General features: G+C 60.5%; 14 protein-coding genes. All 14 read left to right on the top strand.

Annotated elements, in window-relative coordinates; genetic code table 11:
- Positions 1-2: 2 nt before the first annotated feature.
- Positions 3-791: a ParA family protein gene (locus tag KXR72_RS14960; RefSeq protein WP_437421877.1), complete on the top strand. Its 789-nt coding sequence runs from the start codon at positions 3-5 to the stop codon at positions 789-791.
- A gap of 10 nt (positions 792-801) precedes the next feature.
- Positions 802-1,674 carry a ParB/RepB/Spo0J family partition protein gene (locus KXR72_RS14965; RefSeq protein WP_437421878.1) on the top strand — a complete coding sequence of 291 codons (873 nt, stop codon included), beginning with the start codon at positions 802-804 and terminating at the stop codon, positions 1,672-1,674.
- A 110-nt stretch (positions 1,675-1,784) separates the two neighbouring features.
- Complete coding sequence (locus tag KXR72_RS14970; RefSeq protein ID WP_437421879.1) at positions 1,785-2,207, top strand: F0F1 ATP synthase subunit I; 423 nt, start codon at positions 1,785-1,787, stop codon at positions 2,205-2,207.
- A 14-nt stretch (positions 2,208-2,221) separates the two neighbouring features.
- The gene (gene atpB, locus KXR72_RS14975; protein ID WP_437421880.1) at positions 2,222-3,094 is read left to right on the top strand and encodes a F0F1 ATP synthase subunit A; all 873 of its coding nucleotides are present in this window, start codon (positions 2,222-2,224) and stop codon (positions 3,092-3,094) included.
- Positions 3,095-3,165: 71 nt separating this feature from the next.
- Positions 3,166-3,393, top strand: coding sequence for a F0F1 ATP synthase subunit C (atpE, locus tag KXR72_RS14980; protein ID WP_019340921.1), 228 nt, complete (start codon positions 3,166-3,168; stop codon positions 3,391-3,393).
- Positions 3,394-3,486: 93 nt separating this feature from the next.
- Positions 3,487-3,957 (top strand): F0F1 ATP synthase subunit B, encoded by a 471-nt coding sequence (locus tag KXR72_RS14985; protein ID WP_437421881.1) that lies wholly within the window; start codon positions 3,487-3,489, stop codon positions 3,955-3,957.
- A gap of 12 nt (positions 3,958-3,969) precedes the next feature.
- A complete protein-coding gene (locus KXR72_RS14990) occupies positions 3,970-4,506 on the top strand; it encodes a F0F1 ATP synthase subunit delta (protein WP_437421882.1) in 537 nt (178 codons plus the stop codon).
- A 15-nt stretch (positions 4,507-4,521) separates the two neighbouring features.
- Positions 4,522-6,066, top strand: a complete 1,545-nt coding sequence (gene atpA / locus KXR72_RS14995) for a F0F1 ATP synthase subunit alpha (protein WP_437421883.1) — start codon at positions 4,522-4,524, stop codon at positions 6,064-6,066.
- A gap of 51 nt (positions 6,067-6,117) precedes the next feature.
- Positions 6,118-6,981 carry a F0F1 ATP synthase subunit gamma gene (gene atpG / locus KXR72_RS15000; protein WP_437421884.1) on the top strand — a complete coding sequence of 288 codons (864 nt, stop codon included), beginning with the start codon at positions 6,118-6,120 and terminating at the stop codon, positions 6,979-6,981.
- A gap of 30 nt (positions 6,982-7,011) precedes the next feature.
- Positions 7,012-8,388: a F0F1 ATP synthase subunit beta gene (gene atpD / locus KXR72_RS15005; protein ID WP_243607782.1), complete on the top strand. Its 1,377-nt coding sequence runs from the start codon at positions 7,012-7,014 to the stop codon at positions 8,386-8,388.
- Positions 8,389-8,468: 80 nt separating this feature from the next.
- Complete coding sequence (locus KXR72_RS15010) at positions 8,469-8,897, top strand: F0F1 ATP synthase subunit epsilon (protein WP_437421885.1); 429 nt, start codon at positions 8,469-8,471, stop codon at positions 8,895-8,897.
- A gap of 109 nt (positions 8,898-9,006) precedes the next feature.
- Positions 9,007-10,371 (top strand): bifunctional UDP-N-acetylglucosamine diphosphorylase/glucosamine-1-phosphate N-acetyltransferase GlmU, encoded by a 1,365-nt coding sequence (gene glmU, locus KXR72_RS15015; protein ID WP_437421886.1) that lies wholly within the window; start codon positions 9,007-9,009, stop codon positions 10,369-10,371.
- 98 nt (positions 10,372-10,469) lie between these two features.
- Complete coding sequence (locus KXR72_RS15020) at positions 10,470-12,617, top strand: methyl-accepting chemotaxis protein (protein WP_437421887.1); 2,148 nt, start codon at positions 10,470-10,472, stop codon at positions 12,615-12,617.
- 75 nt (positions 12,618-12,692) lie between these two features.
- On the top strand, positions 12,693-13,475 hold the full coding sequence (locus KXR72_RS15025) for a DeoR/GlpR family DNA-binding transcription regulator (RefSeq protein ID WP_437421888.1): 783 nt from the start codon (positions 12,693-12,695) through the stop codon (positions 13,473-13,475).
- Position 13,476: the final 1 nt, after the last annotated feature.

The following is a 13,476-nucleotide window of genomic DNA, read 5'->3' on the forward strand; positions in this document are numbered from 1 at the left end:
CCATGGCTAAAGTATTCGCCATCGCCAACCAGAAGGGCGGTGTCGCCAAAACCACCACGTGCATCAACCTTGCCGCTTCGCTCGTCGCGACACGGCGACGGGTGCTGCTCATCGATTTGGATCCTCAGGGCAACGCGACCACCGGCAGCGGTGTGGATAAGTTGAATCTGGAGTACTCGATCTATGACGTGCTGATTGGCGAATGCAGCCTGGTCGATGCCATGCAGTTTTCCGAACACGGCGGCTATCAGCTTCTACCGGCCAACCGCGACCTGACGGCAGCAGAGGTCGCACTGTTGAAATTGCCGGCCAAGGAGCATCGCCTACGCGACGCACTGGCGCCCGTACGTGAAAACTACGACTACATCCTGATTGATTGCCCTCCGTCGCTTTCGATGCTCACCATCAACGCCTTGACCGCATCGGATGGCGTGATCATTCCCATGCAATGTGAGTATTACGCACTAGAAGGATTGACCGACCTGGTCAACTCGATTCAGCGAATCGCTCAGGCATTGAACCCATCTCTCAGGATCGAAGGCCTGCTGCGCACCATGTACGACCCTCGCAGCAGCTTGACCAACGATGTTACCGAACAGCTGAAAGCGCATTTTGGTGACAAGGTCTACGACACAGTTATTCCGCGCAACGTCAGGCTAGCCGAAGCACCCAGCCACGGCATGCCGGCGCTGGTATACGACAAGCAATCCAAGGGCGCCCTGGCCTATCTCGCGCTGGCGGGCGAGCTGTCCCGCCGGCAGCGCCGCGCCGCCCGTAGCGTAACCGCATAAGGAACATTCAATGGCGACCAAAAAAAGAGGGCTGGGCCGGGGGCTGGACGCCCTGCTCGGCGGCGCCAACATCGCAGCGCCAGCCCAGGAGGCAGCGGCCCGCGAAGAGCGCGATCTGCATCAGCTGCCTGTGGACCTCATCCAGCGGGGTAAATATCAGCCGCGTCGCGACATCGATCCGGTAACACTCGAAGAGCTGGCTAACTCCATCCGCACCCAAGGCGTGATGCAGCCCATCGTGGTCCGTAGCATCGGTGGTGACCGTTACGAGATCATTGCCGGCGAGCGTCGCTGGCGCGCCAGCCAGCTGGCGGGTCTGGACCGGGTGCCGGCCATCGTGCGCGAGGTCACCGACGAAGCGGCGATCGCCATGGCCCTGATCGAAAACATCCAGCGAGAGGACCTCAACCCCATCGAGGAGGCCTTTGCATTGCAGCGCTTGCAGCAGGAGTTCCAGCTTACTCAGCAGCAAGTCGCCGATGCCGTGGGTAAGTCACGTGTTTCCGTCAGCAACCTGTTGCGCCTGATCAACCTGCCCGACGAAATCAAGACGTTGTTGTCTCATGGCGACCTGGAGATGGGGCACGCCCGTGCGTTGCTTGGCCTACCGACGGAACAACAGGTCGAAGGCGCGCGGCACGTTGTCGCACGCGGGCTTACGGTCCGCCAAACCGAAGCCCTGGTTCGGCAATGGCTGAGTAGCAAGCCGAGCCCGAAAACCGAGATGCGGAACGATCCCGATATTGTGCGTCTGGAGCAGAAACTGGCCGAGCGGCTAGGCTCTCCAGTGCAGATCAAGCATGGCCAGAAGGGAAAAGGGCAGTTGGTGATCCGCTATAACTCGCTCGATGAATTGCAAGGCGTACTCGCACACATTCGTTGATACAAAAAAAATGTAGTGGCAGTCGGAAATAACTACCTGACGGTTGAACGCGGGCAGGGCTGCTCCTATACTCGCGGCGCTTTTTTGACTGCGGCCATTAGCCGTCTGAGATGACGATTCACGACGGGTTCATGGTGAAATTTCACAACAAGACACCCTTCCATCGGCATCCGGTAGTCCGGGTTTTGGCTGCACAGGCGCTCGTTGCGTTGATCGCAACTGTTATCTGTACTGCTGTTTTTGGTATGGTCGCGGGCTATTCCGCGCTGCTTGGCGGGCTAATAGCTTTCCTGGCCAATGTCTATTTTGCTTTTAAGGCGTTCCGCTATTTTGGCGCACGCTCGGCCAGGGCAATCGTCCAGTCCTTCTGGGCGGGTGAGATGGGTAAACAGATTCTGGCAGCAGCGTTGTTTGCGCTGGTGTTTGTAGGAGTGAAGCCACTGCAACCAGCGGCACTGTTCGTTGGTTATCTGCTGGTTTTAGGCGCCGGAGCGAGCGCCCTCCTGCTGATGAAAAATAATCCGAAGCATTGAGCACTGAGGCATTTATGGCGAGTACCCCGGCGGAATATATCCAGCATCACCTGCAGAATCTGACTTATGGAAAGTTGCCTGAAGGCTACGTGCGCGCTGACGGTTCGGTCGTCGACCAGGCCACTTGGACCATTGCCCAGACTGGCGCCGAGGCGCGGGACATGGGGTTCATGGCTGTCCATCTGGATACCCTGGGCTGGTCGCTGTTCATGGGGCTGATCTTCGTCGTGCTGTTCCGCCTGGCCGCCAAGGGCGCCACCGCGGGCACGCCGGGTCGCCTGCAAAATCTGGTCGAAATGTGCGTCGAGTTCGTCGAAGGCGTCGTCAAAGACACCTTCCATGGCCGTAATCCGGTCATCGCGCCGCTCGCCCTGACCATTTTCGTCTGGGTGTTCCTGATGAACAGCCTGAAGTGGATTCCGGTGGACTACATCCCCGGCCTGGCTCATGCCTTGGGCGTACCGTATTTCAAAATTGTGCCGACAGCTGACCCGAACGGTACTTTCGGCCTGTCGCTCGGTGTATTCATCCTGATCCTGTTCTACAGCTTCAAGGTCAAGGGCGTGGGCGGCTTCACCAAGGAATTGGCGTTTACGCCGTTCAATCACTGGTCGCTCATTCCGTTCAACCTGTTTCTCGAAATCCTCGGTCTGCTGACCAAGCCGCTGAGCCTGGCTCTGCGACTGTTCGGCAACATGTATGCCGGTGAGGTGGTGTTCATTCTCATCGCGCTGCTGCCGTTCTACGTGCAGTGGACCCTGAATGTGCCCTGGGCGATCTTCCATATTCTGGTGATCCCGCTTCAGGCGTTCATTTTCATGGTTCTGACCGTGGTGTACCTGAGTTCTGCGCATGAAGATCATAGTCATGCTGAACTCACACCGTAATCGCTGAACCCGGTTCGACTCAGTTTCGCGTTACCCAAGAAAACCTTAACCCTTAGCTTCAGGAGCTTTACATGGAACTCGTCTACATCGCCGCCTCCATCATGATCGGTCTGGGTGCCCTGGGCACTGGCATCGGCTTCGCCCTGCTGGGTGGCAAGCTGCTGGAATCCACTGCTCGTCAACCCGAGCTGGCTCCTCAGCTGCAAACAAAGACCTTCCTCATGGCTGGCCTGCTCGACGCCGTCCCGATGATCGGTGTTGGTATCGCGATGTACCTCATCTTCGTTGTCGCTGCCTAAGACTTTTCCGGTTCCTGATGGGGTTCGCGTGGCGAACCCCGTTGCCGTGGAATTGACAACCGCGTCGAACGAAATAGCACGAGGTATATCGCTGTGAACATTAACTTGACGCTGTTCGGTCAAACGTTCGCCTTCGCTATTTTCGTCTGGTTCTGCATGAAGTACGTATGGCCGCCCATCACCAAGGCCATGCAAGAACGCCAGAAGAAAATCGCCGAAGGTTTGGACGCTGCAGGCCGTGCGCAGCAAGACCTGAAATTGGCTCAGGAAAAGGTTACCAATACCCTCCGCGAGACCAAGGGACAGGCTGCCCAGATCCTTGAGCAGGCCAACAAGCAGGCCAACGCCATCGTTGAGGAAGCCAAGCAGCAGGCACGCATCGAAGGCGACCGCCTGGTAGCCGGTGCCCGCGCCGAGATCGAGCAGGAAGTGAACCGTGCCAAGGAGCAACTGCGTAACCAGGTAGCGGCATTGGCCGTGCTGGGTGCGGAGAAAATCCTGGAGTCCCAGGTGGACGCCAAGGCGCACAACGATCTGGTCGAAAAACTGGCCTCCCAACTCTAAGCGAGGCAAGCGATGATCAATACCCAGACGCTTGCTCGGCCGTATGCAAAGGCCGCTTTCGAGTTCGCCGGCTCGGCCGGTCGGATCGACGCCTGGTCGGGCATGTTGAGCCTGGCTGCGGTCGCCGTTGAAGTTCCGCAGGTCGCCGAACTGCTGAAGAACCCGCGCCTGACCAGCGAAAGCAAGGTCAAGACGCTGGTTCAGGCGCTCGGCAGCGACATCGATGAAGCCTTCCGCAACTTCGTCACCACGCTCGGCGACAATGATCGCCTGGACGTGCTGCCGATGATTAGGGAGCTCTTCGAGGAGCTCAAGGCAGAAGCCGAAAAGACAATCGACGTTGAAGTGCAGACTGCTTTCGAGCTCTCCCCTGCGCAACTCCAAACTTTGGCTGCCGCCCTGTCGAAGCGGCTAGATCGTACCGTCAACCCCCAGCAGGTCGTGAACCCTGCGCTGATCGGCGGCGTTGTTATCCGCGCCGGCGATGTGGTTGTCGATGGTTCGGTCCGCGGCAAACTGAGCCAGTTGGCCGAATCGTTGAAATCCTGATTTGAGGGTCGTGGCATGCAGCAACTGAATCCTTCCGAGATTAGTGAAATCATAAAGCAGCGCATCGGTAGCTCCGATGTGTCCGCTCAAGCGCGTAACGAAGGCACCGTCGTCAGCGTTTCTGACGGTATCGTTCGCATTTACGGCCTGGCCGACGTGATGTACGGGGAGATGATCGAATTCCCGGGCGGCGTTTACGGCATGGCTCTGAACCTGGAACAGGACTCCGTAGGTGCCGTTGTACTGGGCAACTACCAAGGCCTGACCGAAGGCATGAGTGCCAAATGCACCGGCCGCGTCCTGGAAGTACCGGTAGGTCCGGAACTTCTGGGTCGTGTCGTTGATGCGCTGGGCAATCCGGTTGACGGCAAGGGCCCGGTCAATGCGCAGGCTACCGATGCGGTCGAGAAAGTCGCTCCGGGCGTGATCTGGCGTAAGTCGGTCGACCAGCCAGTTCAGACCGGCTATAAGTCGGTCGACGCCATGATCCCGGTCGGGCGTGGCCAGCGTGAGCTGATCATCGGTGACCGTCAGATCGGTAAGACCGCTCTGGCGATCGACGCGATCATCAACCAGCGCAACAGCGGCATCAAATGCGTCTACGTTGCGATTGGTCAGAAGCAGTCGACCATTGCTAACGTAGTCCGCAAGCTGGAACAGCACGGTGCTCTGGCCAACACCATCATCGTCGCCGCATCGGCGTCCGAGTCGGCTGCTCTGCAGTTCCTGGCGCCTTACGCTGGCTGCACCATGGGCGAGTACTTCCGTGACCGCGGCGAAGACGCGCTGATCGTTTACGACGACCTGTCCAAGCAAGCTGTTGCCTATCGTCAGATTTCTCTGCTGCTGCGCCGTCCGCCGGGACGCGAAGCCTACCCGGGCGATGTGTTCTATCTCCACAGCCGTCTGCTGGAGCGTGCGTCGCGCGTCTCCGAAGAGTATGTCGAGAAGTTCACCAACGGTGCCGTTACTGGCAAGACCGGCTCGCTGACTGCACTGCCCATCATCGAGACCCAGGCGGGCGACGTTTCCGCGTTCGTTCCGACCAACGTGATTTCCATCACCGACGGTCAGATCTTCCTCGAATCGTCGATGTTCAACGCAGGCATCCGTCCGGCCGTCAACGCCGGTATCTCGGTATCCCGCGTCGGTGGCGCCGCGCAGACCAAGATCATCAAGAAGCTGTCGGGTGGCATCCGTACCGCTCTGGCTCAGTACCGTGAACTGGCGGCCTTCGCTCAGTTCGCTTCTGACCTGGACGAAGCAACCCGCAAGCAGCTCGAGCATGGTCAACGTGTGACCGAGCTGATGAAGCAGAAGCAGTACGCGCCGATGTCCATTGCCGACATGGCGGTGTCCCTGTATGCCGCCGAGCGTGGCTACCTGCAGGACATCGAAGTAGCCAAGGTTGGCGCCTTCGAGCAGGCGTTGATTGCCTATTTCCACCACGAGCATGCCGCTCTGCTGGACAAGATCAACGTGAAGGGCGACTTCAACGACGAAATCGACGCGGGCATCAAGTCTGGCATCGAGTCGTTCAAGGCCACCCAATCCTGGTAAGCCGCAGCGGGAGCCCGCGAGGCTCCCGCCTGCTAACCCGATAGGTGTCAAATGGCAGGCGCAAAAGAGATTCGCAGCAAGATTGCGAGCATCAAAAGCACGCAGAAGATCACCAGCGCCATGGAAAAGGTGGCGGTCAGCAAGATGCGCAAGGCACAGATGCGCATGGCAGCCAGCCGTCCCTATGCGGAGCGGATTCAGCAGGTTATCGGCCATCTGGCCAATACCAACCCGGAATACCGTCACCCGTTCATGGTCGAGCGTCCGGTCAAGCGCGTCGGTTATATCGTCGTGTCGTCCGATCGTGGTCTGTGCGGTGGCTTGAACACCAACCTGTTCAAGGCGCTGATCAAGAACATGAAAGAGTGGCACGACAGCAATGTCGAAGCCGACCTGTGCGTGATCGGTAACAAGGGCGCGAGCTTCTTCCGCAGCTTTGGCGGCAACGTGGTCGCAGCAGTCAATGGGCTTGGCGAAGAGCCGTCGATCAACGATCTGATCGGCAGCGTCAAGGTCATGCTGGATGCTTTCGACCAGGGCCGTCTGGACCGTCTCTACCTGGTGTCGAACAAATTCATCAACACCATGACGCAGAAGCCGACCGTAGCCCAATTGCTGCCGTTGGCTGCCAGTGACGATCAGACCGCGCCGAAGGGGCAGTGGGATTACCTGTACGAACCGGACGCACGGCTGCTGCTCGATGCGCTGCTGGTGCGTTACGTCGAGTCCCAGGTCTACCAGGCCGTGGTCGAGAACGGCGCTGCCGAACAGGCCGCCCGTATGATCGCCATGAAGAACGCAACCGACAATGCCGGTGAGCTGATCAGCGACCTGCAACTGGTCTACAACAAGGCCCGTCAGGCTGCGATCACGCAGGAAATTTCGGAAATCGTCGGCGGCGCTGCCGCGGTTTAAGAACGGTTCAAATATTCAGAGGAACCAAACATGAGTAGCGGACGTATCGTTCAAATCATCGGCGCCGTTATCGACGTGGAATTTCCGCGCGATCTGGTACCGAACATCTATGACGCGCTGAAGGTCACTGGCGCCGAAACCACCCTGGAAGTCCAGCAGCAGCTGGGCGACGGCATCGTCCGTACCATTGCCATGGGTTCGACCGAAGGCCTCAAGCGTGGCCTGGATGTCAGCAACACTGGCGCGGCCATTTCGGTACCGGTGGGCACTGCCACTCTGGGCCGCATCATGGACGTCCTGGGTAACCCCATCGACGAAGCCGGCCCGATCGGTGAAGAAGAGCGCTGGGGCATCCACCGCGCGGCGCCGAGCTATGCCGAGCAGGCTGGTGGCAACGAGCTGCTGGAAACCGGCATCAAGGTTATCGACCTGGTCTGCCCGTTCGCCAAGGGCGGTAAGGTCGGTCTGTTCGGTGGTGCCGGTGTCGGCAAGACCGTAAACATGATGGAGCTGATCCGTAACATCGCGATGGAGCACAGTGGCTACTCCGTGTTCGCCGGTGTGGGTGAGCGTACTCGTGAAGGGAACGACTTCTATCACGAGATGAAGGACTCCAACGTCCTGGACAAGGTCGCCCTGGTCTACGGCCAGATGAACGAGCCACCAGGAAACCGCCTGCGCGTCGCACTGACCGGCCTGACCATGGCCGAGAAGTTCCGCGACGAGGGCAAGGATGTTCTGCTGTTCGTCGACAACATCTACCGCTACACCCTGGCCGGTACCGAAGTGTCCGCGCTGCTGGGTCGTATGCCGTCCGCGGTGGGCTATCAGCCGACCCTGGCCGAGGAGATGGGCGTTCTGCAGGAACGCATCACTTCCACCAAGAGCGGCTCGATCACTTCCGTTCAGGCTGTTTACGTTCCTGCGGACGACTTGACTGACCCGTCCCCGGCGACCACCTTCGCCCACTTGGACGCCACCGTGGTTCTGTCGCGCGACATCGCTTCGCTGGGTATCTACCCGGCAGTTGACCCGCTCGATTCGACTTCGCGTCAGCTGGATGCCAACGTGATCGGTCAAGAGCACTACGACACTGCGCGTGGCGTTCAGTATGTACTGCAGCGTTACAAGGAGCTGAAGGACATCATCGCGATTCTGGGTATGGACGAACTGTCCGAATCCGACAAGCAGCTGGTGTCCCGTGCGCGTAAGATCCAGCGCTTCCTGTCCCAGCCGTTCTTCGTGGCCGAAGTCTTCACCGGTTCGCCGGGCAAGTATGTGCCGCTGAAGGAAACCATCCGTGGCTTTGCCGGCATCCTCGCTGGCGACTACGATCACCTGCCAGAGCAGGCGTTCTACATGGTTGGCGGTATCGACGAAGCCATCGAGAAAGCCAAGAAACTGTAACTGGCGCGCCCGCTTGCGGGCGCCAATAAGCCTGGCCTGCGGTTCGCGCCAAGGGTTGGGCTGATTACCGAGGCATAAGTATGGCTATGACAGTCCACTGTGACATCGTCAGCGCGGAAGAAGAGCTGTTCTCGGGGCTGGTGGAGATGGTTGTCGCTCACGGTCACCTGGGTGATCTGGGCATCCTGCCGGGCCATGCGCCCTTGCTGACCGATCTCAAGCCCGGTCCGGTGCGCGTGATCAAGCAGGGCGGTGAAGAAGAGATCTTCTACATCTCCGGCGGCTTCATCGAAGTGCAGCCGAACATGGTTAAGGTTCTGGCCGATACCGCTACGCGCGCGAAGGACCTAGACCAGGCTGCTGCTCAGGCAGCAGTCAAGGCGGCCGAGAAGGCGCTGCACGAGAAAGGCGCGGACTTCGACTACGGTTCGGCGTCCGCCCGTCTCGCCGAGGCGGCAGCCCAGCTGCGTACCATCGAGCAGCTGCGCAAGAAGTACGGTCGCGGCTGATTCTCCGGTCGCTTCATCGCGCATGAGTAAAAGGGTAGCCTTGGCTACCCTTTTTCTTTTTCCAGCCAACCCGTTCGGCCCTTTGGGTCATGACTGCTCAGGATTCCCCATGTCTCTCGATATCGTCATTCTCGCCGCCGGCCAAGGCACGCGCATGCGATCGGCGCTGCCCAAGGTGCTGCATCCCGTCGCCGGGAAGTCCATGCTCGGTCACGTCATCGATACCGCCCGTGCATTGTCGCCGACCGCTATCCACGTGGTGATTGGCCATGGTGCGGAGCGGGTCCGGAAATCGCTTGCGGCGGATGATGTGCAGTTCGTTATGCAGGCCGAGCAACTTGGTACCGGGCATGCCGTGGCTCAGTCGTTGCCTGGGTTGTCGGCCGAACGGGTGCTGATTCTCTATGGCGACGTGCCGCTGATCGAAGCGCAGACGCTGGAGCGCTTGCTTGACCAGGTCGGCCCCTCCCAGCTGGCGTTGCTAACGGTTGAACTGGCCGATCCGACTGGCTATGGCCGAATCGTGCGTGACGAGGCCGGCCGGGTGCAGGCGATCGTCGAGCACAAGGATGCGACTACGCAGCAGCGCCTGATCCGCGAAGGTAACACCGGGATCCTCGCGGTACCGGGCGACCGCCTGGGTGATTGGTTGGGGCGTTTGTCCAACCGCAACGCACAGGGCGAGTACTACCTCACTGACGTTATCGCCATGGCGGTTTCCGATGGCCTAACAATCGCCACTGAGCAGCCGATCGACCCGATGGAAGTTCAGGGCGCCAACGATCGCATCCAGCTCGCCGAACTGGAACGCCACTACCAGCAGCGCGCAGCCCGTCGGCTGATGGCGCAGGGCGTGACTCTTCGTGATCCTGCGCGGTTCGATCTGCGCGGCGAGGTGACGGTTGGGCGCGATGTGATGATCGATGTGAACGTGGTGCTCGAGGGGCGGGTCGTCATCGAAGATGGCGTTCAGATCGGGCCGAACTGTGTGATCCGTGACAGCGTTTTGCGCAACGGTGCGGTGGTCAAGGCCAACAGCCATCTCGAAGGCGCTGAGCTTGGTGAGGGGGCTGACTGCGGTCCGTTCGCCCGGCTGCGCCCCGGTGCGTTCCTCGCCGAGGGTGCCCACGTGGGCAATTTCGTGGAAGTGAAGAACGCGCGTCTGGGCGAAGGGGCCAAGGCCGGGCATCTGGCCTATTTGGGCGATGCCGAGATCGGCGCGCGGGCCAACATCGGTGCCGGGACCATCACCTGCAACTACGATGGTGCCAACAAGTTTCGTACGGTGATTGGCGAGGACGCCTTCATCGGCTCCAACAGCTCGCTCGTTGCACCGGTTACCTTGGGCGAGGGCGCTACGACGGGCGCTGGCTCGGTGATCACTGCAGATGTTCCGGCGCGTACGCTGGCCCTCGGACGCGCACGCCAGGCCGTGATCCAGGGCTGGAAGCGACCAGAAAAAGCCCGAAAATAAGCGAGGCGGCGGGATTCTCCGTACGTCTGAGGATCACCCGTTCAAGAGATCGCATATCCGGCCGATTCAATGGGGCATAGCCATAAAAAGGATGCCCCATGCGCCTGTTCGACCGCCTTTCCATTCAATGGAAAATCACCCTGCTTGCAGGGCTGTGCCTGCTATTGATCGTCGGGTTGCTGGTAGGCGCCTCTCAGTTTCAGGCTCGGCAAACCGCCGCGCTAGTGAGCAGCGCCAGTGGCGCCATGCTGGAAGAGTCGGCGCGCAATAACCTGCAGGCGCGTGGTCAGGCACAAGCCTTGCGCATCGAGCGGCAATTCAACGCCGCCTACCAGTACGGCCAGGGATTCGTCCGCCAGGTGCTGTCCCTGCGCGAGCAATCTATCGAGCGCATGGCCAATGCCTTCGAGATCCGTGAGGATCTGCATCATCAGATCAAGACGGCGCTGCAGGCCAACCCCGAGCTGCTCGGTCTCTATGTCGTCTTCGACACCGATGCGCTGGACGATAAAGACGGGATGTTCATAGGCAATGCGGAGATGGGGGGCAATGACAGCGGTAGATTCTCGTTGTATTGGTCGCAGCGAAAGCCCGGAGATCTCAGTTACGAAACCATCGACGAACAGGAGCTCGCCGATACCACTCCTGGCATCAGCGGAGCGCCTTATAACACCTGGTTCAGCTGCCCGCGCGAGACCGGCAAGGTCTGCCTGCTGGAACCTTACTTCGATGAGGTCGAAGGAAAGCCGTTGCTAATGACCAGCATCGCACTGCCTTTGACGCTGGATGGCAAAACTATCGGAGTCGTGGGGGTCGACATCAGCCTCGCCTCGCTGCAGACCTACAGCCTGCAGGCGCAACAGCAACTTTATGATGGGCAGGGACATCTCAGTGTGATTAGCCCTGCTCAGCTTCTTGCTGCGCATAGTTCTGATACCACCTTGCTGGGCAAGCCCGTCAGCCAAGCGTTTGGCAATGACGCAACGGCGATTGCGCGCGCCGTTGCCGCCGGCCAGGCCGCATTGCTCGAGAACGGCGACATGCTTCGTGTTTTGCAGCCGATAGCAGCGATTCCCGGCCTGCCGGCCTGGGCGGTACTGCTGGAGGTTCCTCGTGCGGTGCTGCTGGCGCCTTCGCTGCGCCTCGAGCAGCAATTGCATGAGCGGGGGCGAGAAGACAGTGTCAGCGGCCTGCTCATCGGGCTGGCGGCGGTGCTACTGGGCCTGGCCCTGATGTGGATCACCGCACGCGGCGTGACCCGCCCCATCAAAGGCGTGGCTGCGATGCTCAAGGACATCGCGAGCGGGGAAGGTGACCTGACACGGCGGCTCGAATACGCCCGCCAGGATGAACTGGGCGCCCTGGCCGGTTGGTTCAATCGCTTTCTCGACAAGCTGCAGCCGACCATCTCCGAGGTCAAACGCTCGGTCCAGGATGCACGAAGCGGTGCCGACCAGTCGGCTGCCATCGCTGCACAGACCAGTGCCGGAATGCAGCAACAATTCCGTGAGGTCGACCAGGTGGCCACCGCTTCACAGGAAATGAGCGCGACGGCGCAGGACGTCGCCCGTAACGCCGCGCAGGCTGCCGAAGCGGCGCGCGGTGCCGATCAGGCGACACAGGAAGGGCTGGCGATCATCGACGCCACCACCCGCGGCATCGAGCGTCTGGCCGGCGAGCTCGACCACGCGATGACTGAAGTCAGGCAGCTGGCTGATAGCAGCGAGCAGATCGGTTCGGTGCTCGAGGTCATACGGGGGATCGCCGAACAAACCAATCTCCTGGCATTGAACGCGGCGATCGAGGCGGCACGCGCGGGCGAGGCGGGTCGTGGCTTCGCCGTCGTCGCCGACGAGGTGCGCAACCTGGCTCGCCGCACCCAGGAGTCGATCGAGGAGATCCGTCAGGTCATCGAGCGGTTACAGGGCGGGACGCGTGAAGTGGTTAACGCCATGCAAGGCAGCCAAGGCCAGGCGCAGGGCAGCGTCGAGCAAGTGGGAAGTGCCGTTGCGGCGTTGCGGCGCATTGGCGAGGCGGTGGCCGTGATCACCGACATGAACCTGCAGATCGCCAGTGCAGCCGAGGAGCAAAGCGCCGTGGCCGAAGAGGTGAACCGCAACGTCGCAGGCATTCGTGACGTCACCGAGTCGCTTTCAGGTCAAGCCGACGAGGCGGCCCGCGTCAGCCAGTCGCTGAACCAGCTAGCCAACCATCAACAACAACTGATGGGGTATTTCCGGGTTTGAGCGGCAGCACCAGTTGACGTCCCGCCCCACATTGGGTTTTGATTCGCGCGTTTTCTTTCGAATCGAAACTTTATTATGTCGAAACGCAACACACCGCAACGTCGTCACGCCATCCTTGCGCTGCTCAATGCGCAAGGCGAGGTGAGCGTCGACGAGCTGTCCGGGCGTTTCGAGACTTCCGAGGTCACCATTCGCAAAGACCTCGCGGCGCTGGAGAAGAACGGCCTACTGCTGCGCCGCTACGGCGGCGCGGTGCCCCTGCCTCAAGAGCTGATCGGCGATACGGCGCAACCGGTGTCGCCGTGGAAGCAGGCCATTGCGCGTGCCGCCGTCGGCTGTATCCGCGAGCATGCACGCATCATCATCGACAGCGGGACCACCACCGCGGCGATGATTCCGCAGCTCGGTCGCACGCCCGGCCTGCTGGTCATGACCAATTCGCTGAACGTGGCCAACGCCTTGCGCGAGCTGGAGCACGAGCCGACCCTGCTGATGACCGGCGGAACCTGGGACCCCCACTCGGAATCCTTTCAAGGACAAGTGGCCGAACAGGTGCTGCGTTCCTATGATTTCGACCAACTCTTCATCGGCGCCGATGGCATCGACCTGCAACGCGGCACTACGACCTTCAACGAGCTGCTCGGGCTGTCGCGCGTGATGGCCGAGGTCGCGCGTGAGGTGATCGTGCTGGCCGAATCGGACAAGATCGGCCGACGCATCCCGAACCTGGAGCTGCCCTGGGATCGCATTCATACCCTCATCACGGACGAACGCCTCACCGACGAGGCGCGTTCGAGCATTCTGGCCCGCGGCGTCAAGCTGATCTGCGCGGTCATCGACATCCATCAGGAGACCTGAC

It is taken from the genome of Stutzerimonas chloritidismutans, from assembly GCF_051486945.1.
Lineage (GTDB): Bacteria > Pseudomonadota > Gammaproteobacteria > Pseudomonadales > Pseudomonadaceae > Stutzerimonas > Stutzerimonas chloritidismutans_B.